29 protein-coding genes, 2 tRNA genes, 1 other RNA gene and 1 riboswitch are annotated in these 26,216 nt (G+C 60.8%); of the genes, 15 read left to right on the top strand and 17 right to left on the bottom strand.

The window, feature by feature from the left end; translation table 11 throughout:
- Positions 1-6: 6 nt before the first annotated feature.
- From tolA to metX, 3 genes are all read left to right on the top strand, one after another.
- Positions 7-969, top strand: a complete 963-nt coding sequence (tolA, locus tag BLR80_RS08740; RefSeq protein WP_092078790.1) for a cell envelope integrity protein TolA — start codon at positions 7-9, stop codon at positions 967-969.
- A complete protein-coding gene (tolB, locus tag BLR80_RS08745; protein WP_092078793.1) occupies positions 966-2,267 on the top strand; it encodes a Tol-Pal system beta propeller repeat protein TolB in 1,302 nt (433 codons plus the stop codon). The genes tolA and tolB overlap by 4 nt, the downstream gene beginning before the upstream one ends.
- 110 nt (positions 2,268-2,377) lie before the next feature.
- Positions 2,378-2,484, top strand: a riboswitch (SAM riboswitch).
- A gap of 120 nt (positions 2,485-2,604) precedes the next feature.
- Positions 2,605-3,720, top strand: a complete 1,116-nt coding sequence (gene metX / locus BLR80_RS08750) for a homoserine O-acetyltransferase MetX (RefSeq protein WP_092078959.1) — start codon at positions 2,605-2,607, stop codon at positions 3,718-3,720.
- A 46-nt stretch (positions 3,721-3,766) separates the two neighbouring features.
- Here the strand turns inward: metX and BLR80_RS12960 are convergent, their stop codons facing one another.
- Together BLR80_RS12960 and mnmH are read right to left on the bottom strand one after the other, a co-directional pair.
- Positions 3,767-3,925, bottom strand: a complete 159-nt coding sequence (locus tag BLR80_RS12960; RefSeq protein ID WP_171906391.1) for a hypothetical protein — start codon at positions 3,923-3,925, stop codon at positions 3,767-3,769.
- 43 nt (positions 3,926-3,968) lie between these two features.
- The gene (gene mnmH, locus BLR80_RS08755) at positions 3,969-5,036 is read right to left on the bottom strand and encodes a tRNA 2-selenouridine(34) synthase MnmH (RefSeq protein ID WP_092078796.1); all 1,068 of its coding nucleotides are present in this window, start codon (positions 5,034-5,036) and stop codon (positions 3,969-3,971) included.
- A 186-nt stretch (positions 5,037-5,222) separates the two neighbouring features.
- Here mnmH and BLR80_RS08760 point away from each other — a divergent pair, with 186 nt between their 5' ends.
- The 5 genes from BLR80_RS08760 (at position 5,223) to BLR80_RS08780 (ending at position 7,741) form a co-directional block, all read left to right on the top strand.
- Positions 5,223-5,495 (top strand): AtpZ/AtpI family protein, encoded by a 273-nt coding sequence (locus BLR80_RS08760; protein WP_281241632.1) that lies wholly within the window; start codon positions 5,223-5,225, stop codon positions 5,493-5,495.
- Complete coding sequence (locus BLR80_RS08765; RefSeq protein WP_092078802.1) at positions 5,492-5,854, top strand: ATP synthase subunit I; 363 nt, start codon at positions 5,492-5,494, stop codon at positions 5,852-5,854. Before BLR80_RS08760 ends, BLR80_RS08765 begins: the two co-directional genes overlap by 4 nt.
- Before the next feature lie 23 nt (positions 5,855-5,877).
- On the top strand, positions 5,878-6,552 hold the full coding sequence (gene atpB / locus BLR80_RS08770; protein ID WP_092078805.1) for a F0F1 ATP synthase subunit A: 675 nt from the start codon (positions 5,878-5,880) through the stop codon (positions 6,550-6,552).
- Positions 6,553-6,659: 107 nt separating this feature from the next.
- Entirely contained in the window at positions 6,660-6,926 is a 267-nt protein-coding gene (gene atpE, locus BLR80_RS08775; RefSeq protein WP_092078809.1) for an ATP synthase F0 subunit C, read from the top strand.
- A gap of 200 nt (positions 6,927-7,126) precedes the next feature.
- On the top strand, positions 7,127-7,741 hold the full coding sequence (locus BLR80_RS08780) for an NUDIX domain-containing protein (RefSeq protein ID WP_171906392.1): 615 nt from the start codon (positions 7,127-7,129) through the stop codon (positions 7,739-7,741).
- A gap of 59 nt (positions 7,742-7,800) precedes the next feature.
- Here the strand turns inward: BLR80_RS08780 and BLR80_RS08785 are convergent, their stop codons facing one another.
- The 9 genes from BLR80_RS08785 to BLR80_RS08825 form a co-directional block, all read right to left on the bottom strand.
- The gene (locus tag BLR80_RS08785) at positions 7,801-8,778 is read right to left on the bottom strand and encodes a beta-ketoacyl-ACP synthase III (RefSeq protein ID WP_092078815.1); all 978 of its coding nucleotides are present in this window, start codon (positions 8,776-8,778) and stop codon (positions 7,801-7,803) included.
- Positions 8,779-8,833: 55 nt separating this feature from the next.
- On the bottom strand, positions 8,834-9,790 hold the full coding sequence (locus tag BLR80_RS08790) for a PLP-dependent cysteine synthase family protein (protein ID WP_092078817.1): 957 nt from the start codon (positions 9,788-9,790) through the stop codon (positions 8,834-8,836).
- Positions 9,777-11,621, bottom strand: a complete 1,845-nt coding sequence (locus BLR80_RS08795; RefSeq protein WP_092078820.1) for a UbiD family decarboxylase — start codon at positions 11,619-11,621, stop codon at positions 9,777-9,779. Before BLR80_RS08795 ends, BLR80_RS08790 begins: the two co-directional genes overlap by 14 nt.
- Positions 11,622-11,633: 12 nt before the next feature.
- Positions 11,634-12,662: an LOG family protein gene (locus BLR80_RS08800; RefSeq protein WP_092078823.1), complete on the bottom strand. Its 1,029-nt coding sequence runs from the start codon at positions 12,660-12,662 to the stop codon at positions 11,634-11,636.
- Between the two features lie 49 nt (positions 12,663-12,711).
- Positions 12,712-13,251, bottom strand: a complete 540-nt coding sequence (locus BLR80_RS08805; protein WP_092078826.1) for a hypothetical protein — start codon at positions 13,249-13,251, stop codon at positions 12,712-12,714.
- Positions 13,252-13,269: 18 nt separating this feature from the next.
- Positions 13,270-13,645: RNase P RNA component class A (rnpB, locus tag BLR80_RS08810), an RNA gene on the bottom strand.
- A gap of 16 nt (positions 13,646-13,661) precedes the next feature.
- Positions 13,662-14,366 carry a zinc ribbon domain-containing protein gene (locus tag BLR80_RS08815; protein WP_281241634.1) on the bottom strand — a complete coding sequence of 235 codons (705 nt, stop codon included), beginning with the start codon at positions 14,364-14,366 and terminating at the stop codon, positions 13,662-13,664.
- A 44-nt stretch (positions 14,367-14,410) separates the two neighbouring features.
- On the bottom strand, positions 14,411-15,538 hold the full coding sequence (locus BLR80_RS08820) for a Nif3-like dinuclear metal center hexameric protein (RefSeq protein ID WP_092078832.1): 1,128 nt from the start codon (positions 15,536-15,538) through the stop codon (positions 14,411-14,413).
- Between the two features lie 128 nt (positions 15,539-15,666).
- Positions 15,667-15,743 (bottom strand) — tRNA-Ile (locus BLR80_RS08825).
- 186 nt (positions 15,744-15,929) lie between these two features.
- Between BLR80_RS08825 and BLR80_RS08830 the strand changes: the two genes are divergently transcribed.
- From BLR80_RS08830 to BLR80_RS13395, 3 genes are all read left to right on the top strand, one after another.
- Positions 15,930-16,763: an MBL fold metallo-hydrolase gene (locus BLR80_RS08830; protein WP_092078835.1), complete on the top strand. Its 834-nt coding sequence runs from the start codon at positions 15,930-15,932 to the stop codon at positions 16,761-16,763.
- A gap of 25 nt (positions 16,764-16,788) precedes the next feature.
- Positions 16,789-17,265, top strand: coding sequence for an outer membrane lipoprotein (locus BLR80_RS08835; protein WP_245691435.1), 477 nt, complete (start codon positions 16,789-16,791; stop codon positions 17,263-17,265).
- 156 nt (positions 17,266-17,421) lie between these two features.
- The gene (locus tag BLR80_RS13395; protein WP_407654989.1) at positions 17,422-17,721 is read left to right on the top strand and encodes a HesB-like (seleno)protein; all 300 of its coding nucleotides are present in this window, start codon (positions 17,422-17,424) and stop codon (positions 17,719-17,721) included.
- 82 nt (positions 17,722-17,803) lie between these two features.
- On the opposite strand, the gene BLR80_RS08845 is transcribed toward BLR80_RS13395, so the two are convergent.
- Together BLR80_RS08845 and BLR80_RS08850 are read right to left on the bottom strand one after the other, a co-directional pair.
- Positions 17,804-18,595, bottom strand: a complete 792-nt coding sequence (locus tag BLR80_RS08845; RefSeq protein WP_092078841.1) for a lysophospholipid acyltransferase family protein — start codon at positions 18,593-18,595, stop codon at positions 17,804-17,806.
- Between the two features lie 90 nt (positions 18,596-18,685).
- Positions 18,686-19,315 (bottom strand): YIP1 family protein, encoded by a 630-nt coding sequence (locus BLR80_RS08850; protein ID WP_092078844.1) that lies wholly within the window; start codon positions 19,313-19,315, stop codon positions 18,686-18,688.
- 312 nt (positions 19,316-19,627) lie between these two features.
- Between BLR80_RS08850 and BLR80_RS08855 the strand changes: the two genes are divergently transcribed.
- Positions 19,628-19,807, top strand: coding sequence for a Rho termination factor N-terminal domain-containing protein (locus BLR80_RS08855; protein ID WP_092078847.1), 180 nt, complete (start codon positions 19,628-19,630; stop codon positions 19,805-19,807).
- 39 nt (positions 19,808-19,846) lie between these two features.
- On the opposite strand, the gene BLR80_RS08860 is transcribed toward BLR80_RS08855, so the two are convergent.
- Together BLR80_RS08860 and BLR80_RS08865 are read right to left on the bottom strand one after the other, a co-directional pair.
- Entirely contained in the window at positions 19,847-20,707 is an 861-nt protein-coding gene (locus tag BLR80_RS08860; protein ID WP_092078850.1) for a YitT family protein, read from the bottom strand.
- 211 nt (positions 20,708-20,918) lie between these two features.
- Positions 20,919-20,994 (bottom strand) — tRNA-Phe (locus BLR80_RS08865).
- 442 nt (positions 20,995-21,436) lie between these two features.
- Between BLR80_RS08865 and aroF the strand changes: the two genes are divergently transcribed.
- From aroF to serA, 3 genes are all read left to right on the top strand, one after another.
- On the top strand, positions 21,437-22,474 hold the full coding sequence (aroF, locus tag BLR80_RS08870; protein WP_092078853.1) for a 3-deoxy-7-phosphoheptulonate synthase: 1,038 nt from the start codon (positions 21,437-21,439) through the stop codon (positions 22,472-22,474).
- 35 nt (positions 22,475-22,509) lie between these two features.
- Positions 22,510-22,791 (top strand): hypothetical protein, encoded by a 282-nt coding sequence (locus tag BLR80_RS08875; RefSeq protein WP_216095198.1) that lies wholly within the window; start codon positions 22,510-22,512, stop codon positions 22,789-22,791.
- 133 nt (positions 22,792-22,924) lie between these two features.
- Positions 22,925-24,523 carry a phosphoglycerate dehydrogenase gene (serA, locus tag BLR80_RS08880; protein ID WP_092078856.1) on the top strand — a complete coding sequence of 533 codons (1,599 nt, stop codon included), beginning with the start codon at positions 22,925-22,927 and terminating at the stop codon, positions 24,521-24,523.
- A gap of 103 nt (positions 24,524-24,626) precedes the next feature.
- On the opposite strand, the gene BLR80_RS08885 is transcribed toward serA, so the two are convergent.
- Together BLR80_RS08885 and BLR80_RS08890 are read right to left on the bottom strand one after the other, a co-directional pair.
- Positions 24,627-25,298 carry a nitrite/sulfite reductase domain-containing protein gene (locus tag BLR80_RS08885; protein ID WP_092078859.1) on the bottom strand — a complete coding sequence of 224 codons (672 nt, stop codon included), beginning with the start codon at positions 25,296-25,298 and terminating at the stop codon, positions 24,627-24,629.
- A gap of 73 nt (positions 25,299-25,371) precedes the next feature.
- Positions 25,372-26,211 (bottom strand): 1,4-dihydroxy-6-naphtoate synthase, encoded by an 840-nt coding sequence (locus BLR80_RS08890; protein ID WP_092078862.1) that lies wholly within the window; start codon positions 26,209-26,211, stop codon positions 25,372-25,374.
- Positions 26,212-26,216: the final 5 nt, after the last annotated feature.

Here is a 26,216-nt window from a genome sequence, read left to right on the forward strand (position 1 = left end):
ATTCTCATGAGCACTGAGCAGGGCGTTTCCGCTGAAAATTCTTCCGTTCCCGGCGGTCTGCGCCGGACCTTGTTCGTGTCGCTGGGCCTGCATCTGCTGTTGCTGGCTCTGGCGCTCAGTGGTTGGCAGTTTCATCGCCAAAAACCCCGGCCCCAGGTCTATCAGGTGAACCTGCTGCACAAGCCGGTGATGCGGCCGCAGGCGGGCCGGCCCGATGCGCCGACCAAACCGCAGAAGCCGGCGGCTAAACCGGCAGCTCCTGCCCGTCCGCCGCAGTCCGCCAAGCCCAAGGCGCCGCCAAAGCCGGCCGAACCCAAAGCCAAGGTGCCGCCGCCAGCCAAGCAACCGCCGCAACCTGTGCCCCCCAAGCCCGCAGCCAAACCGGCGCCGAAACCCGAGCCCAAAGCGGCACCGAAGGCTGAGCCCAAACCGGTGGTGCCACCGAAGCCGGCGCCTGTCACCAAAGCCAAAGAGGTGGCCAAGCCGAACATTGATCAGCAGTACAGCCAGACCCAGGACGCCATTGCCGAGATGCGCCGCCGCCAACAAAACGCGGCCACGCAGGAATCCAGCAGTCGCCAGCGCATTGAGGAGCTCAAACGGCAACTGGCGGAACAGGCCCAGCGGCCCCTGCCGACCACGGCGGGCGTGACTGCGCCGGTGGGGCAGGTGGGCGGCAGCGGGGATCAGATTGGAGTTGATATGCGGGCCTGGATCGAGGAAAAACTGGCTTCCAACTGGATTCTGCCCGATGCCTATCGTGATCGCGGCCTGCGGGCCGAAATGCGCCTGCGTTTCAGCCCGCAGGGCGCCCTGCTGAGCTTCAACCTGATTCGCTCGTCGGGCAACGCGTTTTTCGATGATTCGGTGCAGCGGGCCGTTGCCCTGTTGCAGCAGGAGGGTCTGCCGACACCACCGGAACGCGTTCTTGAGCTGACAATCGCCTTTGACCCGGAAGAGATGCTATGAACCGCCTTGGTTTTGTTGTGTTCCTGCTGCTCGGCGTGCTGCTGACCAGCCTGGCTGTTCCGGTGTGGGCAGCCGATATCACCATTACCCGCCCCGGCGGCCAGGCTGTGCCCATGGCACTGGTGCGGGCACTGCCCGCCCAGCAGGTCGATCTGGCGCTGGAGACCACGCTGAATCAGGTACTGCAGGCCGATCTCGATCTCAGCGGCCTGGTCAGCCTGATTGATCCGGCGGCCTTTCTCGATGACGCCCGTCGCCCGACGCTGACCAGTCGCGATATCAATTTTGCCCAGTGGCGGATGCTGGGTGCCCAGCTGCTGATCAAGGGGCGTTATCATCTGGCTGGCAGCAACCTGACGCTGGAGCTGCGTCTGTTCGATGTGAGTAACCGGCGCCTGCTGACCGGTCAGAACTACCAGGGCCGGCCACAGGAGGTGCGCCGCATGGCCCATCGCTTTGCCGACGAGGTGATGCGGGCCTTGACCGGCCGCAAAGGGCCCTTTGATACCCGCATTGCCTATATCTGCACCAACAGCGGCCACAAGGAGCTTTACATTGCCGATGTCGATGGTCATGAGCCGCGCCGCATCACCAATCACGGTCACCTGGTGCTGAACCCGGATTTCGCTCCCCATGGCCGGGAATTACTGTTCACCTCCTACCGTCATGGCAACCCGGATCTGTTCCGCAAGGAGATCTTCAGCGGTCATGAGGCGCGGATCTCGCATCAGCCCGGGCTCAACATTGCCGCCCGTTACAGCCCCAGCGGCCGGGAAATCGCCCTGACCCTGTCGCGCGACGGCAATGCCGAACTCTATCTGATGGGCCTTGATGGTCGGATTCACAAGCGGTTGACCAATGCCTGGGGCATCGATGTCGATCCCAGTTTCAGTCCGCTCGGCGACCGGTTGGTGTTCGTGTCTGACCGGCTCGGCAGTCCGCAGCTATTTCTTCTCGATCTGCTCAGTGGTCAGACACAACGTTTGACCACCAGCGGTTCCTACAATGTCACGCCGGCCTGGAGTCCTGATAACCAATGGATTCTGTTCAGCCGCCTGCAACAGGGGGTGTTTAATCTGTTCCGCATCCGGCCAGATGGCAGTGACGAGCAGCAACTGACCTTCGATGGTGGCAGCAAGGAACATGCGCGCTGGAGCCCCGACAGCCGCTTCGTGATTTATTCCGAGCAGCAGGGTAGCCAGAAACGGCTGATGGTGATGCGTGCCGATGGCACCGGCCAGCGGTCGATTCTGACGCCACCGGGCAGCAGCAGTCATCCGGCCTGGTCGCAGCAGTAAGCGGGAGCAGACGAGCTCTGGCTGCGGTGAAAAGAGGCCCTGTTTGTCCGCAGGCGCATTGGAGCGTTGACAAGGACGGTCCCTTGCTCTACCGTGACGGCCAGACATCGTCGTTATCCAGAGTGGTGGAGGGATTGGCCCGATGAAACCACAGCAACCGATCCGCCGGGCGGATGTCAGGTGCTAAATCCAGCCCCGCAACCGGGGAAAGATGGGACGGAGTCTTGCAATACGCTGGATACGTCCTGGTATTGAAAGGCCCTTTTCCCCTCTGCCGGAAAAAGGGCCTTGTTTGTTTTTCTCCGGGGTTTCCCGGCAGGGGGCGCCATTGACCGACATGGAGCAGGTTACCACCCGGTTTGTCACCTTCGAGGAAGAACTGCGTCTGGAGAGCGGCCGGCTGCTGGCGCCCGTGACCCTGGCGTATGAGACCTATGGCCGCCTTAACGCGGTGGCTAGCAATGCCATTCTGGTGGCACATGCCTGGACCGGCGATGCTCACGCTGCCGGTCGTTACAGCCCGCAGGATCGCAAAGGCGGCTGGTGGGACGATATGATCGGACCGGGCAAGGTGCTGGATACCGAGCGTTTCTTCGTGATCTGTTCCAATGTCATTGGTTCCTGCAAGGGTTCCACCGGTCCAACCAGCCTGAATCCGCAGACGGGCCGGCCGTACCGGCTGTCGTTCCCGATTGTCATGGTGCGCGATATGGTGCGCGCACAGCAGCGGCTGATTGACCATCTGGGCATTGGTCGGCTGCTGGCTGTGATCGGCGGCAGCATGGGGGCCATGCAGGCGCTGGAATGGGGCATTCATTTTCCCGAGCGGGTGGGCGCGATTATCCCGATCGCCGGTACCGGTCGGACCTCGCCCATGGCCATCGCGCTCAACGCTCTGGCCCGTCAGGCGATCTACAATGATCCGCTGTGGAAGAAGGGCAACTACAAGCCGGAACATCCGCCGGCCAGCGGCTTTGCCTTGGCACGGGCGGTAGGGCACATCTCGTTTTTGTCCGAACAATCGATGCAGATGAAATTCGGCCGGCGCTTTTCGGCCCGCGATGGTCTGTTCGACTTTTTCGGTCAGTTCGAGATCGAACGCTATCTGGAATACAACGGCAACAGTTTTGTCGAACGCTTTGATCCCAATGCCTTCCTTTATCTGGCCAAGGCCCTCGATCTGTATGATGTGGCCTGGAATTTTTCCAGCCCGGACGAGGCATTGGAGCGGTTGAATTGCCCGTCGCTGTGGTTTGCCTTTAGTTCTGACTGGCTCTATCGGCCAGAGGAAACCGAGGCGGTGGTAGCGATTCTGGCCCGCCAGAACAAGCCGGTGGACTATCACTGCATCGCTTCAGACTACGGTCACGATTCGTTTCTGGTCGAACCGGAAAAGTTCACGCCCTATGTGGTGAGGTTTCTTGATGAGCAGGCCCGCCAGGCCGGTTGCTAAAAAGCGGCATGGCCTGTCAGGTAAAAGAGAGAATGTTGAGGCTGACTCAGAACAGATCGAGCTGACGCGGATTTTTTTTGACGGGAATAAAGAAGGGTTTGGGCAGAAAACGCGGACATTCGAGTAGCCGCGTGCCGTAAAGCTGGCGGCAGCTGCGCAGGCAGCGTTCACACAGGGAGTTGTAGCGCGGGGACTCGGTAGCCAAGGGACACGGCTTTCAGTTTCGGCGCCGGTGAGCAGCGCAGCTGTCAGATCGCGCCATTATCAGGCTGACTCAGAATCCTGTCAATAGCCGCCAGCAGCTCCCTTTGCTGATTGGCAAAGGGATCGATCCACAGGTCAATACGCCGCTCTGGCTTGGTGTGGCCGTAGAGGGGATCGTAATAGTCCGTCATCAACGCGGCGATCAGCGCCGGCCAGTCGCGCTGCTGTTGCAGCTGCAGCAGCGCGTCGACCCGGGCCTGCCCCAGCCGTTGGCGCAGGGCGCGAATGGGCGGGATGAAATCCGCCGCCGGCTGGTCGCCAACGGCATAGTCCTCGGCGATGACCTGTACCCGCTTGTCCAGAGCGGTTTCCAGCCACAGGGTGGTCTCCTGCTGCAGGGCGTCGTACAGACGTAACGGCAGCACCAGCCGGCCGATATGACGGCTTTCGCCTTCTGTCAGGGCCCACTGGTCAGGGCCGATGTGGCGCAGTCGCTCCCACAGCAGGGCTTCAAACTGTTTCTGACTTGGCTGGGGGTGCAGGCCAATGGCGCCGAAGGCACTGCCGCGGTGGTTGGCCAGGCCCTCCAGGTCCAAAACGCTGACCCCCTGTTGATCAAGCTGGCGCAGAATACGGGTCTTGCCGACACCGGTGAGGCCACGCAGAACCAAGAGCCGACCCCAGGTGCCGTTGGCAAAAAAATCAACCACATGACGTCGAAATGCCTTGTGACCACCCTGCAGCTGGAAGGCCGGCAGTCCGGCGAGTTGCATAAAGGCGGTCATGGCCTGGCTGCGCTGTCCGCCGCGCCAGCAGTACAGCACCAGCGGCCGTCGCCGGTCGCCTTGCAGGCGGACAATCTGGTCGATCAGGCGTGGCAGCTGCGGTGCCACCTGTTCCAGTGCGAACTGGCGCGCCGCGCTGCTGCCCTGCTGCTTGTAGAGGGTGCCGACGGCAGCGCGTTCGGTGTCGTTCAGTAGCGGCACGTTGCAGGCGCCGGGGATGTGGCCGTCGGCGTATTCAGCCGGGCTGCGCACATCAATGAACAGGCTGTTCTGATCGCGCCAGTCAAGGGCGGTGGCCAGGTCGATAATCAGTCCGGGATGCAGCATGCGGGATTCCCTTGCGCTCGGGGAGAGGGGCAAACAGGCCGGCGAGTGTAGCACGGATGCGCGGCAGCAGCCACAGTCACAAAGGGGGTGCCGCTTCGAATGCGGCCATTGACCGGCGAAAGCCATTGACAGTTTTTAGCCCCCTGTGGTACAAAACCGCGTTTGAAATGTCAGGCAGTTAGCGAAATGAAGAAATGGAAGCGGGCGATGGCCGAAAACCGGCGCGAGCTGTATAAATCCCTCGGCTTTTTGTCGAGTGTCGGCATCTGCATGGTGGCATCCATTCTCATTGGCATGGCCATGGGCTACTATCTTGACCAGTGGCTTGGTACCGCGCCTTGGCTGCTGCTGATTTTTCTCGGCTTCGGTATCGCTTCGGGTTTTCGTAACATCTTCATTCTGACCGAGCGTGAACTGAAGCGCCAAAAACGCGAAGAAGGCCAGGACCGGCAGGCGTGAAGACCGATGAAACCCTGCTGCTTGCACGGCTGGCACGCCGTAATTGGCTGCTGCTGGTGGTTTTGGTGCTGGCGTCGCTGCCGTTGCAGCGCTGGGATCTGACCCTCGGCGTTGCCAGTGGTGGGCTGGTGGCAGTGGGCGGTTATCAATGGCTGTACCGTTCGCTGGTTCGTGCCCTGCAGGAAGGCAGCGGTGCCGCGCGGCGTTTTCAGCGGGGCTACTTGCTGCGCCTGGCGGTTCTCGCGGTGCTGCTGGTGATACTGATCGCGCTGGTGCGGGTACACCCAGCCGGTCTGGTTGTTGGATTGTCCATCGTGGTCATCAATCTGTTTTGGGCCACTGTTGAGCGTGTATTTTAAGGCATAAGGAGGCGCGATCCCCCATGACTCACCCGTTTCTGATTTTCCAATGGCTCGAGCAACAGTTGCACACCCACATCGGTGAACATGTTACTTACACCTGGTTCGTCATGCTGCTGCTGATCGTGCTGGGTTTTATTGTGTCGCGTGCCGTCAAGATGGTGCCCGCGGGCTGGCAGAACCTGATGGAATCTGTCGTCAGCGGTATTGAAAACCTGATTGTTGAGACCATGGGGCCCAAGGGTAGAACCTATTTCCCGCTGATCGCTACCTTTGCCCTGTTCATTCTGGTTTCGAACCTGATCGCCCTGGTTCCGGGTTTCTACCCGCCGACCGCCAATCTGAACACCAACGCCGCCCTGGCGCTGACCGTTTTTGCCATGACCCATATCATTGGTGTCAAGGAGCACGGCATTTCCTATGTCAAGCACTTCATGGGGCCGATTCTGGCGCTGGCACCGCTGATCTTCATCATCGAGATCATTGGCCATCTGGCTCGGCCGCTGTCATTGTCGCTGCGTCTTTTCGGTAACATGTATGGCCATGAGATTGTGTTGATGATCTTTTTTGCCCTGGTGCCGCTGTTCCTGCCTATTCCGATGATGATGATGGGCATTCTGGTGGCCTTCATCCAGGCCTTCGTCTTTACCCTGCTGGCCATGATCTATATTGCCGGCGCGCTGGAAGAGGCTCACTGATTTCGCTTCATTGCTGAGGCTTTTAACGCGCCGGATGCCGGCGCGAGGTCCTATTCAGTATAGGAAGAAAAACCACCCACCCCAATGTTTGCAGAAGGAGAATGAAGATGACGTTTTTCGCATGGTGTATGATCGCTGCAGGTTTCGGTATGGCTATCGGTTCCTTCGGTACCGGCCTTGGTCAGGGTCTGGCTATCAAATCGGCAGTTGAAGGCGTTGCTCGCAATCCGAGTGCCAGCGGTAAAATCCTCACGACCATGATGATCGGTCTGGCCATGATCGAGTCTCTGGCCATTTATGTCTTCGTTGTGGCCATGATCATTCTGTTTGCCAATCCGTTCACCGCTCAGGTGATGGAGCTGGCCAGCAAGTAATCGTTCTGCCCGCTACGCTTAAAAAGGCGCCCTCCTGTGTGGGGCGCCTTTTTTTGTGTGTAGCCGGCAGAGGGATGGCCGCTGCGGTGGCAATCCGCGCGCGTCATGAGGGCGCGCATTGGGCGGCAGCAATCGGGTTAGCCTGTCTCCCGCAGGGTAAAAAGGCTTGGGCAGAAACGCTTTCGATCAAGGAGAAGCCGATGAATACGCAAGAAAATCACCATGGGCCACTGGCCGGGCAGGAGGTTGAAATCGGCCAGCGTCAGCTGCTCTATCGTGGTTTCATGCAGATTGAACAATTGCAGCTGCGCCATCGTTGCTATGATGGCCATTGGTCGGCCTGGATGCGGCGTGAATTGCTTGATCGTGGCCAGGCCGTGGCGCTGGTGCTGGTTGATCCCGTGGCTCGGATGCTGGTGCTGGTGGAACAGTTCCGCGTTGGTGCCCTGGCGGACGAGGCGGGTGCCTGGTTGCTGGAATTGGTGGCGGGTATGATAGAGATCGGCGAGCAGCCGGCAGCAGTGGCGCTGCGTGAGTGTTTGGAAGAGGCCGGCTGTCAGCCGCACCACTTGACATTCATAAACCGCTTTTATCTGACCCCCGGGGGCAGCAATGAGCAGATTTACTTGTACTACGGTGAGGTGGACAGCCGGGGCCTGAATGGTCGTCTGGCCGGTGCGGCTCATGAGGGCGAGGATATCCGGGTGCGGCTGGTGCCGCTGACGCAGTTGGAGGAACTGTTGGCCAGCGGCCGGATTCGCAATGCCACCACCCTGGTTGGGCTGCAATGGCTGTTGCTGCAGCAGCGGGTCTGAGCGGCTAAGAAGCTCAATGGCGCAGTTCGTTAAGCCCGCCAATGATCAGAAAAGGCGATTCAGAAGCGCAGGATGGCGGCGGCCCAGGTCAGTCCGGCGCCGAAGGTCGTCAGGCCGATGTGCTGGCCGGCTTGAATCCGGCCGCTACGCCAGGCCTCGTCAAGGGCAATGGGGATGGATGCCGCCGAGGTGTTGCCGTAGCGGTCAACATTGATATAGACCCGTTCCGCCGGCAGGCCGAAACGCTTGCCAATGGCTTCAATGATGCGGCGGTTAGCCTGATGAGGAATCAGCAGGTCAAGATCATCTTGAGCGATACCGGCCTTGTCCAGGGCCTCCTGCAGGGCGTCGGCCATGCTGACGACCGCGTGACGGAAGACCTCGCGTCCTTCCATGTGAATGGTGGCGAAGCCGCTGGCCAGATCCGCAGCGGTGAGGGGATGCTGACTGCCGGCCGGGTTGTACAGCAGGCCGTGCTGGCGCCCGTCACTGTGAATTACGCTGCTAAGCAGACCGGCGCTGGTTCTGGCCGGGCCGAGGACCAGGGCGCCGGCACCATCGCCAAACAGCACGCAGGTGTTGCGATCCTGCCAGTTCACCATGCTGGAGAGCATTTCTGCGGCCACCAGCAGGATATGACGATGGCCGCCGCAGCGGATCAGACTGTCGGCCAGATGCAGGCCATAGAGAAAGCCGGAACAGGCGGCCGACAGATCGAAGGCCGCCGCCTGGTGCGCGCCGAGTTTTTCCTGCAGCAGGCAGGCCATGGCGGGAAATTTGAAGTCACCGGTGACCGTTGCCACCAGAATCAGATCGATTTCGCTGGCTGTCAGCTGCGCGGCGGCCAACGCCTGGTGGGCCGCTTGTGCTGCCAGATCAGACAGAGCGCTGCCCGGTTCGGCGATGTGGCGCTGGTGAATGCCGGAACGTTCAACAATCCAGGCATCGCTGGTGTCTACCAGGGTTTCCAGGTCGGCATTGGTCAGAACACGCTCGGGAACCGCATGACCAGATCCGAGCAGACAGCAGGCAGGCATTGTTTTCCTCCCAGACAGGTAAAGAGAGCGGACAGCCAGTAAAGATCATGCCCGGCTAGGGCGGGCAGCAGGCGCAGGTCGAACGGAACAGCGCGGTGCTGAGATAGCGGTCACCGCGATCCGGCAGCAGCGTGACAATGGTGCCGCGCTGCATCCGGGTCGCCAGACGCAGGGCTCCGGCGACAGCGGCGCCGCTCGACATGCCGACAAACAGCCCTTCCTGCAGGGCCAGTTCGCGGGTACAGGCAAAGGCCTCCTCATCGCCAACGGTCAGTTTGTCATCAAGCTGATCGGGCTGGTAGATGGCCGGAACAATGGCTTCACTCATGTTTTTGAGCCCCTGCACCCGGTGCCCGAGGGTGGGTTCGACGGCCACCAGTGCCAGATTCGGGCTGTATTCCTTCAGTGCCCGCCCCGTTCCCATCAGGGTGCCGGAGGTGCCCAGACCGGCAATGAAGGCATCAATGCGGCCAGCGCATTGATGCCAGATTTCCGGTCCGGTGGTTTCGTAGTGCGCCAGCGGATTGTTGGGATTGCTGTACTGGTTGGGCATGAAATAGCGCTCCGGTTCCTGGCGTACCATTTCATGGGCCAAGCGGATAGCGCCATCGGTGGCCTGGCCGGGGGCCGACAGCACCACCTTGGCGCCGTAGGCTTCCAGGACGGCGCGCCGTTCCATGCTGACACAGGGTGGCATGACCAGGGTCACCGGAATGCCTAGAGCCGCGCCCAGCATGGCCAGGGCGATGCCGGTATTGCCGGAGGTCGGCTCCAGCAGGATTTTACCGGGCGTCAGACAACCCTGGGCCAACGCCTGCTTGACCATGTACCAAGCCGGCCGGTCCTTGACCGAGCCGCCGGGATTGCTGCCTTCGAGCTTGGCCAGAATCCGTACCGCCGGGTTGGGATTGAGTTTGCGGATTTCCACCAGCGGTGTGTTGCCGATGGCGCTGGTCAGGTGATCTGCGGCGGGAGTCCGCAGGTTTTTGGCGTGCAATTCAGATGATGCCATGCAGTGGTCCTCCGTGGACGGCCCAGGATTCGAGGCGGCGAATGACACCGGCATCGTCCTCCAGTGGCGGCGCATGCTGGGGTTTGCGCCGTGCATCGAGAACCAGTGCGCCGTTGCAGCCCCAGTGTTTGTCCTGCTGGAAAGCGCCGATGCCGTAGAGATCACGGGCCGGATCGGAACGGGTAAAGCTGACCCACAGCAGGTTCTCCAGGGTAGTAGCAGCAAAGGCGCTGTCATCACAGAGAATCAACAGGGGAAAGCTGTTGATTGGATGGTCTGTAGCGTAATGGCTGCAGAAACGTTGCAGGTCGGCGGTCGGCTGGCTGCCGGGGGCGAAACAGGGCGGCCCCTGCAGCACCAGTACGCCAGGTAGGGCGATCTGTGGCGCGCTGAAGCCGGACGGCAGGTCGAGTCTCTCGGGCAACTGTTCCGGCAACGGGCGCCTGGGTGGTCCGCAGGCGGCGATGACGACCTTCGATCCCTGATTGAGCCCTGTACCACTGTAATCCAGGGTGTCGATGGTGGCATGGGTGTGGAAATGCAGATCACGGCGCCAGTCACAGCGCTGCAGCATGTGCTGTAAAAATGCCGCGCAATTATGAATATCCAGCTGTGCGGCGTCCTGTTCATTGGCGATGAGCAGGTACTTGGCCAGCGATAGCTGACCCTGGCCGAGAATGGCACAAGCCTGGGTCAGCAGTTCCTGTGGCCGATCGCAGGGGCTGTAGGGGGTATAGCGTTCACTGCCGATGGCCAGCAGCAGCGGATGGACACCGGCGGCATCGACGGCATGGACAGCGCGCACGCCGGGAAGCACCTGGGGAATCAGCGTGCCGGTCAGTTCGTGGATGAAGGCGCCGAAGCTGGTGTCCTCCTGTGGGGGACGGCCAACGCTGGTGAAGGGCCAGATGGCGCCGGGGCGGTGGTAGACACGTTCGACCTGCAGCACGGGGAAATCATGGATCAGGCTGTAATAACCCAGATGATCGCCAAAAGGGCCTTCGGGCTTGGTCTGCCGTGGCGCGACCCGGCCGCACAGAACAAAATCGGCTTCCGCCGGTACCGGCAACGGCCAACCGGGGGGCTGGGCCAGCGCCAGGCGCTGGCCGGCCAGGGCGCCGGCAAAAGCCAGTTCCGGCAGACCTTCAGGTAGCGGCATGACCGCGGCCACGGCCAGGGCCGGCGGTCCGCCGACGAAGACATTGACCGGCAGATCCTGGCCACGGCTGGCGGCTGCCTGGTGATGGACGCCGATTCCGCGGTGAATCTGGTAGTGCAGGCCGACTTCCTGATCGGCCGCATAGGCGTTGCCGGCCAGCTGGATACGGTACATGCCCAGATTGCTGTGACGCCAGCCAGGTTGGGCCGGATGTTCGCTGTAAACCTGGGGCAGGGTGATGAAGGGGCCGCCGTCGGCTGGCCAGCTCACCAGCTGTGGCAGGTCATGCAGCTGGCAGCGGTGCGTTAGCACGGCTGCGCTGCGCCGCCGACGTGGCAGCAGATGACTGGCGCCGTGCAATGCCGCCAGCAGGCGGGTTGGTGGCCGCAGCAGGCTGGCAGGGTCGCTTTTGGCACCGATCAGGGCCTGCAGGCGCGGCAGGCTGTCGCGGAAGATATAGCGGGTGCGCTCCAGGCTGCCATAGAGATTCGCCAGCACCGGAAAACGGCAGCCGCGCACCCGCTCAAACAGCAGCGCCGGAGCCTGACGGGCATAGGCCCGCCGGGCGATGGCGGCCAGCTCCAGATGGGGATCGACCTCGATGGTGATGCGGCGCAACTGACCGCTGCGTTCGAGGTCGCAGATACAGCTGTGCAGATTGGCGTAGCCCACGCAAGCCCCGTGCTAGAAGGAATTGATGCGACGGATAAAGGCGATCAGATAGCCGTAGCTGCGGCGGTTGAAATCCACCGCCAGACGGGGCAGCTGCCACAGGTCCGGCTCGTCCTTTTCCTTTTCGAAGGCGCGGCTGGCCCGTACTCTTCCGCCGTCGCGCAGCAGGTCGGAAAACTCTTGTTCCAGCGTGGCGATCTGGCCGGTAGTCAGTTCCTTGTTCAGGCGGATAACCAGCGTCTGGCCGATGTAGCGGCTGGAATGGTAGACCCGGTAGAAGGAGTCGATGACATCAAAGGCTTCCTGCACGTTCTTGGTGATGGTGAACAGGCCGAAGTCCTCGCCGGAAATCAGATTGCGCGGCAGCAGCACCTTGCGCATGAACTGGAACAGATCCTCCCAGTAATTGCTGTTGTCGTCCTCGATCAGTACCAGCGGAATGGGTTGATTCTTGCCGGTCTGTACCAGGGTCAGGGTTTCCATGGCCTCATCAAGAGTGCCGAAACCGCCAGGAAACAATGCCACCGCCTGGGCTTCCTTGAGAAAGGCGACCTTGCGGTTGAAGAAGTATTTGTAGGTCAGGGTGCGGTCACTGTTCTCCATGACCGGATTGGTGTCCTGTTCGAAGGGCAACTTGATGTTTACGGCAAAGGAATTCTCGGCGCCGGCACCGGCATTGCCGGCTTCCATGATGCCGCCGCCGCCGCCGGTGATGACCATGTAGTTGTTGTCGGCCAGCAAGCGGGCGAAGGCCGCGCACTTCTGGTAGATAGGTTCTTCCGGCAGGGTACGGGCCGAGCCGAAGATGGTCACCTTGCGGCGCTCGCGGTAGGGGCTGAAGATTTTGGTGGTGTAGCGCATCTCCTTGAGGGTGGTGCGCATCAGCTTGAGATCGGCCAGGTAATCACTGTCCTGGCCGGCCTTGAGGGCGCTGAGAATCATTTCACGGATGATGTAGGGATGGTGCACCTTGCTTTGAGCCATCAGCTCGTCGATGAGGGTATCAATCGGGCCGTTGGTGCGGGAAAACTGGATATCCATGCAGGATCCTTTCGCCGTAACAAAGAGAAAGACGGCAGGAGTGAGGCTGTCAGCGTCGCTGCAGCAGGGCTCTGCCGTGTTGGCCGCCACCGATGAGCAGTCCTTGGCGGCTGCCACCCTGGTAGCGTTGTTCAACCTGCAGGTAGAGGTCACGCAACGCGCCTTCGAGCTGGTAGAAATGACGTAGCTGCCGCGGCGGCAATGCCTGCTCGATGGGTTCGCACAGGAAAATGATGCAGTTGAACGGTCGCCAGTCCACCGCCAGCAGGCAACCTGCCGGACCGATAAAGGGGCAGGGTCGCTGAAAGTCGGCCTCTGGCAGGGCTGCCGCCTGCAGGGCGGCCACCGCATTGATCAGGGTCAGGTGGTTGTGACCGCTGTCGCAGCAGCTGCCGGCACAGGCTTGGCAGCGCGCTGGGCCATCCGCCGCCAGGAACAGGGCGTACAGCTGGTGTTGCAGTACGGCGATTGCCTGGCTCTGGCAGCGCAGCCAGTCGCGTTCCGTCTCCGGCAGGCGCGCCCATTCGCCACGCAGCTGGTCGATCAGTTGTTGCCAGTGTTGTTGGCGCTGCTGCAGGTCGACAGCCATGTGTCCCTTCACAAAAAAAGGTCGAAGAAGCCCATAAGCCGGGTTCTGTCCCCGTCAGCCGTTACCGGCTCGACGATGGGCGATCATTCCTCTAGGACCGCCGTTGCCGACGGCCTCAAGCAGCCAACCCGGAAGCTTCGGGCGGACCACCCTCAAGCGCTTCCCTATGCGGCCTTGCTCCGGATGGGGTTTACCGAGCCGGCTCTGTCACCAGAACCGCTGGTGAGCTCTTACCTCACCCTTTCACCCTTACCGTGCCATGCACGGCGGTCTGCTCTCTGTGGCACTGTCCCTGGGGTCACCCCCGGTTCCCGTTAGGAACCATCCTGTCCTGCGGAGCCCGGACTTTCCTCCCGTTTCGCAGGCGAAACCGGCGATCGCCTGTGCTTCTTCGACCTTAGTCCAGTAATCTAGTGGGTCTCAGGGGCAATGTAAAGCAGCCGGTTGCAGTGCGGGCAGCTGGTGATGTCGCGATTTTTCAACATGGCGTTGAAGAATTGTGGTGGCAGGCGCATATGACAGCCCTGACAGGTGCCTTCGCGCGCTTCGACCAGTGCCTGGCCATTGAGCCGGCTGAGAATCAGCTCGTAACGCTTGCGCAGGGGTACGGCAATCTTCTCAATGAGTTCGCCACGCTGGCTGTCCTGCTGATGCAGGGCGGCATCCAGCTCTTCCACCAGGGTGGCGATTTCGTTGCAGCGCTGACTGCTGTCGCTGCCGAGACTATCGTGCTGCTGTCGCTTTTCCTCGGCATCGGCCTGCAGCTCACTGAGCACCTGTTCTTTGGCCAGCAGGGCATCCTCCAGATCCTTGACCTGTTTTTTGGCCGCGTCGACCTCCTTGAGCACCGCCAGATATTCCTTCTGGGTCTTGATCTCCGGCAGGCGGCCTTCGCACTGTTCCACCTGGCCCAGTTGCTGCTGCAGGGCTTCCTGACAGCTGTCGCGTTGGGTTTGGGCTTCGGCGATCCGGTCATCCAGCTGGCCCAGCAGTTCCTGCAGGGCATCGGTCTGCTGCAGCAGCTGATCGCGCTCCTTGAGCAGAGTGGTTTTTTTGTGGCGGGCGGAGAAAATCCGCTGATCGAGTTCCTGTACATCAATGAGCAGCTGTACCATGTCCTTCACCGTCGGGCCTCCCTGGGGGGTTGGGTATCTGTGTGTCAAATAAACGTAAAGGGATCCTGCTGTTGTTGCGCGGTTTCGATGGCGACGGACCAGGGGGAGGCAGTCAGAGCCCGGGTCAGGGCCTGCTGCAGGCCCGCGCAGATGATCTGTTCGGTGGCAAAGTGGCCGGCATCGAGTAACGCCAGCCCCAGATCGCGCGCCAGACAGGCATCGTGATATTTGATGTCGCCGGTTACCAGCACGTCGGCGCCCTGGCGGCTGGCTTCGCCGATCAGGCTGGCGCCACTGCCGCCGCAGACGGCAATCTTGCGTACCGGCCGCGTTGCTTCGCCCACCAGCCGCAGCTGGTGGCAGCCCAGCTCAGTCTTACAACGTTCGGCCAATTCGATCAGCGTGACAGCCTGTGTCAGGCGGCCGATGCGCCCGAGTCCCAGGTGCGGGACCGGGTTGTCCAGCGGCAGCAGATCGTAGGCAACCTCTTCGTAAGGATGGGCCTTGAGCAACTGGGCAAGAACGCGCCGCAGCTGGGGGCGTGGCACCAGGGTTTCAAGGCGCACCTCCTCGACCTCGGTCGTGACACCAACCTGTCCCACGAACGGGTCACTGCCGGCCAGCGGCCGGAAGCTGCCCTGACCGGTGCTGGCAAAGGCGCAATGGTCATAGCGACCGAGCTGGCCAGCACCAGCGGCGAACAGCGCCTCGGCAACGGTCTGGTGGTGGTCAGCCGGAACATAAACCACCAGTTTAAGCAGATAGCCGGGGGATAAAGGCTGTAGCACCTCAACCTGCTCCAGCCGCAGATGGGCGGCCAGCCAGTCATTGAGGCCGTCAGCGGCGCGGTCGAGATTGGTATGGGCGCAAACGATGGCGATCTGGTCGCGGATGGCGGAGAAAATCAGGGAACCGCTGCTGTCTTGTGACGAGATGCGGCTGAGGGGCTTGAAGATCAGGGGATGATGGGTCAGCAGCAGTTGGCACTGCCGCTGGCGGGCTTGGTGCAGACTGTTGACATCGGCATCGAGGGCGATCAGGATTCGGTCGATTTTTTGCATTGGATCGCCGACCTGAAGGCCGACATTGTCCCAGCTTTCAGCCAGGGCGGGGGGGTAGAGGCGATGGAGCAGTCCGCACAGATCCTGCAGCCGTGGCCGGTTGTCCTTCATCACCACCACCTGTCAAAAAAAGAGAGTGCAACTGTGGCGCCGTTGCACTCCCGTAAAGCCGGTGGATTGCTGTTGCCTGCAAGGGGTCTGGGCATGGAATTCCTGTTGCTGCAAACAAGCGGAAAAAATGGTGGGCCCACCAGGACTCGAACCTGGGACAAACCGGTTATGAGCCGGCGGCTCTGACCAACTGAGCTATAGGCCCGCGCAAAACAGAGGCTAGATTCTAGTGAAAGGGGCAAACCCCTGTCAAATAAAAAACCTGTTCCCGTTCGGTTCTGGTCGGCCGTGTCTGTCGGGGCTGTGCTATACTTCAAGGCCTGTAATCAAAAGCTGGTGCCGGTAGCCGGGTTTGTATGGATTGGGGTGTGATGATTTCAGGGAGGTGGCAATGGCAGTTACGGTAACGATCCTGTGCGAAAACACGGTGGGGCGGGCGATTCCCGCCATAGGCGAGCATGGTTTTGCCTGTCTGGTGGAAACGCCCCAGGCGCGTATTTTGCTCGATAGCGGTCAGGGGCTGGGCATTGAGCGCAACGCCCAGGTGCTGGACAAGGATCTCGGGGGGCTGACGGCGGCGGTGCTCAGCCACGGTCATTACGACCATGCCGGCGGCTTCGACCAGGTTTTGCGACATACGGGTCCGCTGGATCTGTTTGCTCATCCGGCGATTTTTGCCGAGCGCTATTCGCGCACGGCCCATAGCCTGCGCTTTATCGGTATTCCGCAACGGCGCGAACTGCTGGAAACCCTGGGTGCCCGGTTTCGCTTTACACCGGAGTTTTGTGAGATTGCCCCACAGGTTTTTGTCACTGGTCGGGTCGAGCGTACGACCGACTTTGAAAGTGGTGATCCGAATCTGGTGGTGCGGACAGCAACGGGCGATTTTGTGCCGGATCCTTTTGATGACGACATGGCGCTGGTGGTGCGTAGCGAACGTGGCCTGATCGTTGTGCTGGGTTGCGCTCATGCCGGCATGATCAATACCTTGCGGCACATCCGCCGCCAGTTGCCTGGCGAAACGATTCATGCCGTTCTTGGCGGCACCCACCTGGGACCAGCCGGGCCGGAGCAGTTTCGGCGCACACTGGAGGAATTGGAAGTGTTTGCCATCGAAAAAATCGGGGTTTCGCATTGTACCGGCCAGACACGGGCGGCTCAGGTGCGTGAGCGGCTGGGACAGCGTTTTTTCTTCGCCAGCGTCGGCGCGGTCCTTGAGGTCTGATGGTTTTTTCAACCAGGGAGGTTTGATGATGCACAAGCAGCGCATGAAAGGGATTGGCCGTTTCGGTATTCTGATGGCCCTGGTGGTGATGCTGGCGGCCTGTGGGCGTGCTCCCTCGGCCCAGGTTTATTCGCGGCAGCAGGCCCAACGACAGCTGTCGGTTTATTATGGAACCGTGCTGGCCGTGGCGCCGGCGGTAATCGAAGGCGGGCAGACCGGTCTGGGAGCTGTTACCGGGGGTGTGCTGGGCGGTGTTGCCGGGCACAGTGTCGGTGGTGGTCATGGCCAGGCTCTGGCCACGGTAGCTGGTGCCGTTGGCGGCTTACTGTTGGGATCGGTGGTGGAGGAAGGTGCAGGCCGGCGCGAGGCACTGGAACTGACCATTGAACTCGATAGCGGTGAGCTGATTGCGGTGGTGCAGGTGGCTGACGAGACCTTTGTCGTGGGCGACCGGGTGCGGCTGGTGCGCGGTGCCGATGGCGAGGTGCGTATCCGGCAATAGCCACCGTCGCTGGAAAATTGAAATAAGACAGAGCAGGTTATCTTTGCAGTTGACAGTATTATCGGCTTTTTCTAGGGTATGGCGGAAATATTATTGGCCAAACTGATGATTTTATCGAGCGGCCAGGAGCTGAACCTTCAGAAAGGATCGAAAATGCTGACCATTACTGACGACGCCAAACGGGTTCTGCAGGAGATTCTGCAGCAAAACCCGGGCAAATCCCTGCGTGTGACCATGGCCGGTTTTGGCTGAGGCGGGCCCTCACTGGGCTTGACTCTGGATGAGTCAACAGACGGGGATACACAGAAAACCATCAATGAGATCGAGGTGTTGCTTGATCCACAGGTGATCCGTTTTACCGATGATCAGGTGATCCATTATGTGCAGGATGGCTTCACCATCACCTCCAGCAAGGGCGGCGGTTGCGGTTCGTCGTGCGGTGGTTGCCGCTCCTGATCTCTTCAGCTTTCTTGCAGCGTAACGACAAAGGGCGCATCCTTCAAAAGATGCGCCCTTTGTCGTTCGCGGTGATCCAGTCCTAACCTTGCGGCTGCCAGAGCTGCAGCTGTTCGCTGATAAAGGCGACACAATCGGCCTGTGTCTGGCGGGCCTGGGCTGGGCTGGCGACTGTCAGGGGCGCGCCAAAATGGAAGTGAATGGGCCGGTGTGGCTGGATCGGGCCGAAATCCTTGATCCAGTGGCCGTTACCCCAAGCGTCGGTTCGCAGGGCGACGGGAATCACGGGGACCCCGGCCTTCTGGGCCAGCTTGATGCCGATGCTGTTGAATTGTGCGGCATCAAAGCCGGTGGTGCGGGTGGTTTGGGGAAAGACCACCACCGAAATGCCGGCCGCCAGGCGTTCGCTGCCCTGTTCCAGGACGGTTTTAAGATCCTCGCGCGGGTTGTCACGCTGAACCACAATGGGGTTGCGTGAGCGCATGACATGCCCGAATACCGGATAGTCAATCAGGCTCTGCTTGACAACAAAGGTGACCCGCCGGTAAGGAGCGATGAGACAGGGCAACACGAAGGTTTCCAGGGTGCTCATGTGGTTGGCGATGAACACGCAGGGCTGTTGACTGCTTTGTACATGTTGCAGGCCCTGTAACTGGAACCGGCAACCGCAGGATTCCAACGCCCGCAGGATGGCAAAACTGCTGTGGGCCCAGTCGCCATCGGTATAGATCTGCTGGCGGGCCATCCGCGCGGCCTGGGCGACAATCAGCAGGGCACGGCTGTAAAAGCACAGGCTGGGCAGCTGTTGCGCCAGCCAAGAGGGACGGCCTGGTGGGGAATCATAGCGGCCGTCGGTAAGCGGAACCGTCAACATGGGGAAACCTCCCTGGTCGTGAAAAAGCCCTGACCGGCAGCAAAAGTGCCGGACAGGGCCGTTAAAAAGTCGGATGGTGCCAGGCGGACGCTAACTGCGTGGAGCCGCCTCCTGCACCAGTTCCACTGCCACCGGACAGCAGGACTGGGGCTGGCGAGCGCGGTATTCCGCCGCGACGGCAAAGAGGGCCAGCAGGGCACAGCCGACCCCAAAAACGGCCCAGGCGGTATTGCTGCCGAGCTGGTAGACTTCAATCGCAGCGATAACCAGCAGGTAGGCCAGGGCAGCAAACAGCAGCAGGTTGCCCAGATAGGGAATCGCCAGGGCCAGCACTGCCAGGGGCGCCAGAGCACATAGGTGGGCCACCACGCGGAAGGCGGTCTCCAGCTCACTGTTCCGCCCGAGCAGGCGCATGGCCAGCCACAGCAGGAAGGCGGCAATGTAACTGATGGCCAGAAGACTCACCGGCACGAACAGAATAGCCGACAGGGCGCGCAGCAGGCCGACACTGGCGCCGTTGGCCATGTGATAAAAGGTTACGAAGATTCTGACCACGCCGGCCAGCAGGCCGAGGCGAACAATCAGCAACACCGGCTCGGTGAAGCCACCACTTTTTTCCATGTCGCGCAGCTGGGCCGCGGGAGCCAGCAGCATCTGCCGGATAAAGTCGAGGGTGGCGCGCAGCATGCCGCTGAAGCCACCGGTCGTTTTCTGGTCCATGGGTTACGCCCTCCTGAAACCGTTGAAATCATGAACGGATGAAAGAACCGGACCGACAGCGCCGGCTTTTGTTAAGCCGGACGGGCCTGGGCCCGCAGGTGAATTGCTGTATACAATATACAACAACGTTTGATTATAGTAACAAAAGGCAGCAGCGTCCAGCGCTTTTTGCAGCGATTGTCGGCTGCCGGTTCACCACGGCTGGCATGGCTTGAAGCCTGCAGCGGCTCTGTTATAACAGGGCGAGAAAGGGCGTCATCTGACGCAGTGTCAGGCCGAAGCATAGACAGTGACTTGATGAGGAGGCAGACGATGAAGATGGACCAGATTCGCGCCATTGCCCAGACGCATGGCATCAAGACCGGACGGCTGAAGAAGGCTGATCTGGTGCGGGCCATTCAGCAGGCCGAAGGCAACAGAGCCTGTTTTGCCACAGGACAGCGTGCCGATTGTGGTCAAACCGGCTGTCTGTGGTGGGAGGATTGCGACTAGCCTGGGCGAGCGCTGTGCCGCCGGAGGGCCGCAAACCGCTCAGTAGATCTTGCGGCGCGAGAAGGTAGAACCGATTACGGTGAAGGTGTTTTCGACAATAAACAGGCTGTGGGGATCGGTGGTGAAGGTGATTTCCTCCAGCCGTTTCAGCTGGATGTTGTTGGTGACCACCATCAGAACGCGACGTGGCTCCTTTTTATAGGCGCCGGTGCCTTCGAGAAAGGTGGCGCCGATTCTGAGTTTAGCCATGATCTGGGCTGCAATGGCGTCACTACGCGGGGAAATGATCAGGCACAGCTTGCGCTGGCTGAACAGCGACAGGCTGTACTCAATGCAGACCGAGGCGACAAAGGCGGCGATCAGCGAGGCGATCACCAGGTCGGTGTCGAGGCTGGCGAAACTGCAGGAAAACAGCAGTAGGTTAAACAGAAAGTAGGTTTTGCCGACCCCGATGTTGAAGCGCTGGTTGAGGATCACCGCCACCACGTCGAGGCCGCCGTTGGAACCGAGCGAGCGCAGGACAATGCCAGCACCGCTACCCGAGAGCACTCCGAAGCTGACGGCGGCGTAAAGCTGATCGGTGATGGGCAGTTCCAGCGGCAGCAGCGAATAGGCCAGTGCCACCACCAGCATGGCGACGAAACTGTAGCCAAGAAAACGGCGACCGATATAGAGATAGCCCAGCACGAACATCGGAATGTTCAGCAGCAGATACCAGACGCCGGCATCCAACAGGCCGCCATTGTACTCGATCAGGGCCGCCAGACCAAACAGGCCGCTGGGCACGAAGCCGTGCATGGCGGCGATGCCCTTGTAGCCCAGTGCCTGGAGCAGCGAGCCGCTGACGATCAGAAACAGGTTCCAACTCAGGCGGTAATTGAAATCAACTTTGGGGGACACGGCCTTCTCCTTTCGTGGCTGGCCACCAGGGGCAGCTGTTACAGGGAGAGCGCATGAAGCGGATAAAATTTCTCTGACGCCGTAGGACGTATGGTGACAGGAGACCCCGCTGGGCCCTGGAAGTGGATTGGGACCGCAGCGAACAGGGACAAAACGAAAAAGATGAAAATAAAAAGGGGGTCAGCTTGTGGCTAACCCCCCTTGAATTTTCTGGTGCCCAGAGACAGAATCGAACTGCCGACACGAGGATTTTCAGTCCTCTGCTCTACCGACTGAGCTATCTGGGCGATGCGGGGGCAGTTATAGCCTGAGCCTGTTGGCCTGTCAAGGATGAAATGTGCTGCCTGTGGCCCGGTCCGCCAACTTTTTCCGGATTTTTTTCTTGTCAGTGGCGGACGCCTGTTCTAACGTGTCGATCGTTGTGCTGGCGCGCTGTTTGCGTCGGCAGGTTTGCAGACGAGGTTGTTCGATGCATCACAGCGTTTTTTTCAGCTTTTATTCCTTTTTCTGGTTCGGCTTTAGCAAGCCGTGGGCCCGGGGAGGAGTTTGCTGAGATAGCGCGATGCGCGCCAGACCAGATAAAAACTTCAAAAGACCACGGGCAGCACGGCTTCCCGTGGTCTTTGTGTTTGTGCCTCTCAAGAGCAGGCGCGATCCCACGGGAAGACCGGAGCAGGCGAGCGTGGTCCCATTCAACCGCCGACAGGCGCACACAAAGGAGAGCAGGACATGATCATCGTCATGAAGCAGAAGGTCAGCGCGGAACAGGTGGATGCCGTCAGCCAGCGGATTCGCTCGCTGGGCTATGAGCCCCATATCATTCATGGCGAAAGTCGTGATGTCATTGGTGCCGTCGGCGACGAGCGGGGCAAGATGGTGTTGCAGAGTCTCGAATCCATGGCCGGGGTCGAAAAAGTGGTGCCGATTCTCAAGCCCTACAAGCTGGCCAGCCGCGAGGTTTGCCCGGAGCCGAGCCAGGTGGAGTTGGCGCCTGGTGTGGTTATTGGCGGGGCCGAACTGATCGTTATGGCGGGGCCTTGCTCGGTGGAGAGCGAGGAGCAGATTGTCTTTACCGCCCAGGCGGTCAAGCGTGCCGGTGCCAGGGTGCTGCGCGGCGGCGCCTTCAAGCCGCGCACCAGTCCCTATTCCTTTCAGGGCATGGAGGAAGAGGGCCTGAAGCTGCTTGATCTGGCGCGGCAGGAAACCGGTCTGCCTATTGTGACCGAGGTGGTTAACCCCCGCGATGTTGAACTGGTGGCCCGCTATGCCGATATCCTGCAGGTGGGTGCCCGCAATGTGCAGAACTTTGCCCTGCTGAAGATGTTGGGTCAGCTCGACAAGCCGGTGCTGCTTAAACGCGGCATGGCGACCACCATTCAGGAATACCTGATGAGTGCCGAGTATATTCTGTCCGAGGGTAACCGCCGGGTGGTGCTGTGTGAACGCGGCATCCGCACCTTCGAGACGGCTACCCGCAATACCCTGGATATTTCAGCCGTTCCGGTACTTAAGGAGCAGACCCATCTGCCGGTGGTGATCGATCCGTCTCATGCCACCGGCCACGCCCAGCTGGTACCATCCATGTGTTATGCCGGGGTGGCGGCCGGCTGCGATGGCCTGATCGTTGAGGTGCATCCGACACCGGAGACCGCTGCCAGCGATGGTCCCCAGTCGTTGCGCCCGGCCGAATTTGCCGATATGATGCTTAAATTGAAACGGTTTGCCGAGGTTGCCGAACGTACCCTGCCGCAGGTTGGGGGCTGCTGACCTCGTTGCCAGTCATCGCTGTCTGCGGAGGTTCCATGTTTTTCATCCCCCTGGCCCAACGTGAAAGTATTGCCCTGGTGGTTCACGCCCTGCGTGCCGCTGCCGGCGAGGCCGATTGTCGCCAGTGTCCGGCCCGCCGGGTTTGCATGAAGCAATGCCTGGTGATTGCCGACTCCATTGCCGCCATGCTTGATAATGGCACTCTGCCGGCGCTGGCGGACGAGCCGCAAGATGCTCCGGCCGGTGAGGTGTCGCCCGAGGTGACCAGCATTGGGCCAGGCAAGGGGCGTAAGCCGCACCTCGAAGTGGTCAAGTGAAGCCGGCCAGCTGGCAGGAAATTGACAAGCCGGCCGGCCTGATCGTAGAATAGCGCGCTTTTTCACCGCGCCCGTTTTCAAGCGGGCGCCTTTTTCTGTGTGACCGACTCTGCGAGCCGGGGAAGGAGTCTGCATGAACGTGATCGTTACCGACGAAGTGTCCGAGGCCGGCCTCGAAACCCTGCGCGGCGATGCGCGTATTCACCTTGATGTGAAGTTGGGCCTGAGTGTCGAGCAGCTGCACGAGGAGATCGGCCGCTACGATGCCATCATCACCCGAAGTGGCACCACCGTTGATGCCGCTCTGTTGGCGCGGGCCAGCCGGCTGAAGCTGGTGGCCCGTGCCGGTGTCGGCATTGATAATGTCGATGTCGACTGTGCCAGCAGCAAGGGCATCATCGTGGTCAACGCGCCGCTGGGCAACACCAATTCCGCCGCTGAACATACCCTGGCGCTGTTGCTGTCGCTGTGCCGCAATATCCCCGTTGCCAATGCCAGCCTCAAGAGCGGCGCCTGGAAGCGGGCCCCCTTTACCGGCTTTGAGCTTAAACACCGCACCCTTGGCATCATCGGCCTGGGCAAGGTCGGTGGGCGGGTGGCGTTGCGCGCCAAGGCTTTCGAGATGAATGTGATCGCCTATGATCCGTATATCTCGGAAAAACGCGGTGACGATCTTGGGGTCAAGCTGGTTTCCCTGGAAGATATCGTTCGTTACGCCGATGTGCTGACGGTCCATACACCGCTGAACGACGAAACCCGCGGCATGATCGGGGCGGAGCATTTCGCCCGCATGAAGGATGGCGTGTTGGTGGTCAATTGTGCCCGTGGTGGCATTATCGACGAGGCCGCCATGCTCGCGGCACTGGAAAGTGGCAAGGCCGCCGGTGCCGCTTTCGATGTCTGGAGCAGCGAACCGCCGGCCAGCGAGACCCTCAAGGCCCTCATCGGTCATCCGCGCATGGTGGTCACGCCCCATCTGGGCGCCAACACCTTCGAGGCGCAGAAGAATGTTGCGGTCGATGTCAGTCGCGAGATCATCAACTATCTTGATGGCAAGCCGCTGGAGAACGCGGTCAATATTCCGCGTTTCGATCCCGACCTGATGGAGCACATGAAGCCGTTCATGACGCTGGTCAGCACGCTGGGCGAGTTCATCTCTCAGCTGGCACCGGCCAATCCCGACAAGGTCATCTTCAGTTATACCGGCAAGCTGGCCCGTTTTGATTGCGCGCCCCTGACCGTCTGTGGTCTGGCCGCCCTGCTCAACCGCCAGACCGAGCAGGATGTCAACATGGTCAATGCCCATATGGTGGCGCGGGAGCGTGGCATCGTGGTCGAGGAGGTGCGTACCACCGAATCGGAGCTGTTCTCCAATCTGGTGACTCTGACGCTGGAGTCCTCGGCCGGTCGGCGCACCATCGCCGGCACCATGTTCGAAGGTCGTCCCCGTATCGTAAAAATGCGTAATTTCAATACCGATTTCAGCCCCGAGGAGCACATGCTGGTGATTCACTACGAAGACCGGCCGGGCCTGATCGGCAAGATCGGCACCATTCTGGGCGAGGCCCAGGTCAACATCGGCAACATGAATCTCGGCCGGCAGGAAAAGGCCGGCGAGGCCATGGTGGTGCTGTCGGTGGATACCCCGGCGTCGGAAGAGGCCTTGCGCGCCGTGGCCGAGGCGATTGATGCCCGCTATCTCAAGGCGGTGCACCTGACTGGTGGCGCCTGATCCGGTCCGTTCTCCCTGTGTTTGTCATCAACAAAAAAGCCGTCCTGCAGGACGGCTTTTTTGTTGGCCTTTATTGGCGCAAGGCAGGTTGTATCTCTGCGGGTCAGCCGCCAAAGCTGTCCAGAATCTCCTTCTGAAAAGCCTCGAAACCCATTTCTTCAACAAATTTGCCCAGGCGGCCCTTGCGGTTGTTTTTAACGAACCATTGCACGATGTGGTCCAGCAGCGCCAGGGCTTGTTGGTCATCCAGCCCTTCGCTCAGGGCGGCTGACAGGCGGGCACCAGCGCCGCCATTGCCACCGACGCAGACTTTCCAGCCCTTGGGCGTGCCGATCAGACCGACATCCTTGATGCAGACCTCGGCACAGTCGTTGGCACAGCCGGAGACGCCCATCTTGAATTTCCACGGCAATTCCATGCCGTGATAGCGCTTGTCGAGTTCCAGCCCGAGGCTGACGGAATCCTGCTGGCCGCGTTTGCAGAAGGTGGTGCCGGGACAGATCTTGACCGAGCGGACGCACATGCCGATGGCGGCGCCGGCCGGTTCGTCGAGATCGGCCCAGATGGCATCCAGCTGATCCTCCGGCAGGCCGACGATGGCGATGCGCTGGGCGCTGGTGATCTTGAGGGCTTGGGCCTGGTATTTTTCTGCCACGTCAGCGATTTTGCGCAGCTGCGCCGGATTGGTGATACCGCCGGGAATGTGGGGCGCGACGGCGTAGGTTTCCTTGTCGCGTTGCAGGACGGCACCTTTTTCAAGCAGATCTTTTTTCATGGATTCATGCCTCGCTGAAGTTTGGGGTCAAAAGTTGGGCGTTTTTGCCATGGATGAGCTGGCCTGTCAAGAATCAGGGCGTGGTTGCGAACAGTGGCAGCTTACAGGATGGCACCAGTCCGGCCTGCTCGGCGCGCTGCAGCAAGGTGGTTACCGCCAGCTCACCCTCGGCGCCCAGGTCGCGCGAAAAGGCGTTGACGTACAGGGCGATGTGCTGACGCGTTACCTGCTCCGACAGTTCCTGGGCGTGCTGGCGGATGTAGTCGGCTGACGCCTGGGGCTGGCTGTAAGCGAAGTCGACACTGGCCCGCAGGGCGGTCTCGATTTGGTGGATCAGCTCCGTCGGCAGATTGCGGCGTGCCAGAATGCCGCCCAACGGTATTGGCAGACCGGTCTGTTCTTCCCACCACTGGCCGAGATCCGCCAGGGCCTGCAAGCCCTGGTCGGCATAGGTGAAGCGCGATTCGTGGATGATGACGCCGGCCGCAGCCTGGTTCTGCAGCAGGGCCGGCAGAATGTGGTCGAAGGGCAGCACCCGGGTGCGGTAACGTCCGGCGCCAAACAGCTGCAACAGCAGGCTGGCGGTGGTCAGCTCGCCGGGAATCAGAATCTGCTGGCCGGTCAGGGAACTCAGGGTCTGACCCGGCTGTGCTACCAGCAGCGGGCCACAGCCGCGCCCCAGCGCGCCACCGCTGCGCAGCAGCACATAATCGCGGCGCAAATGACCCAGGGCGTGGTAGGACACCTTGGTCAGATCCAGCACGCCCTGCAGGGCCAGCCGGTTGAGGGTTTCGACATCCTCCAGCTGAACCCTGAACTCAACGTCGGGACAGGTCACCAGACCATGAATCAGGGCGTGAAAGATAAAGGTATCGTTGGGGCAGGGGGAAAATCCCAGACGCACAGACGGCATGAAAC

It is taken from the genome of Desulfuromonas thiophila (assembly GCF_900101955.1).
Classification (GTDB): Bacteria; Desulfobacterota; Desulfuromonadia; order Desulfuromonadales; family Desulfuromonadaceae; genus Pseudodesulfuromonas; species Pseudodesulfuromonas thiophila.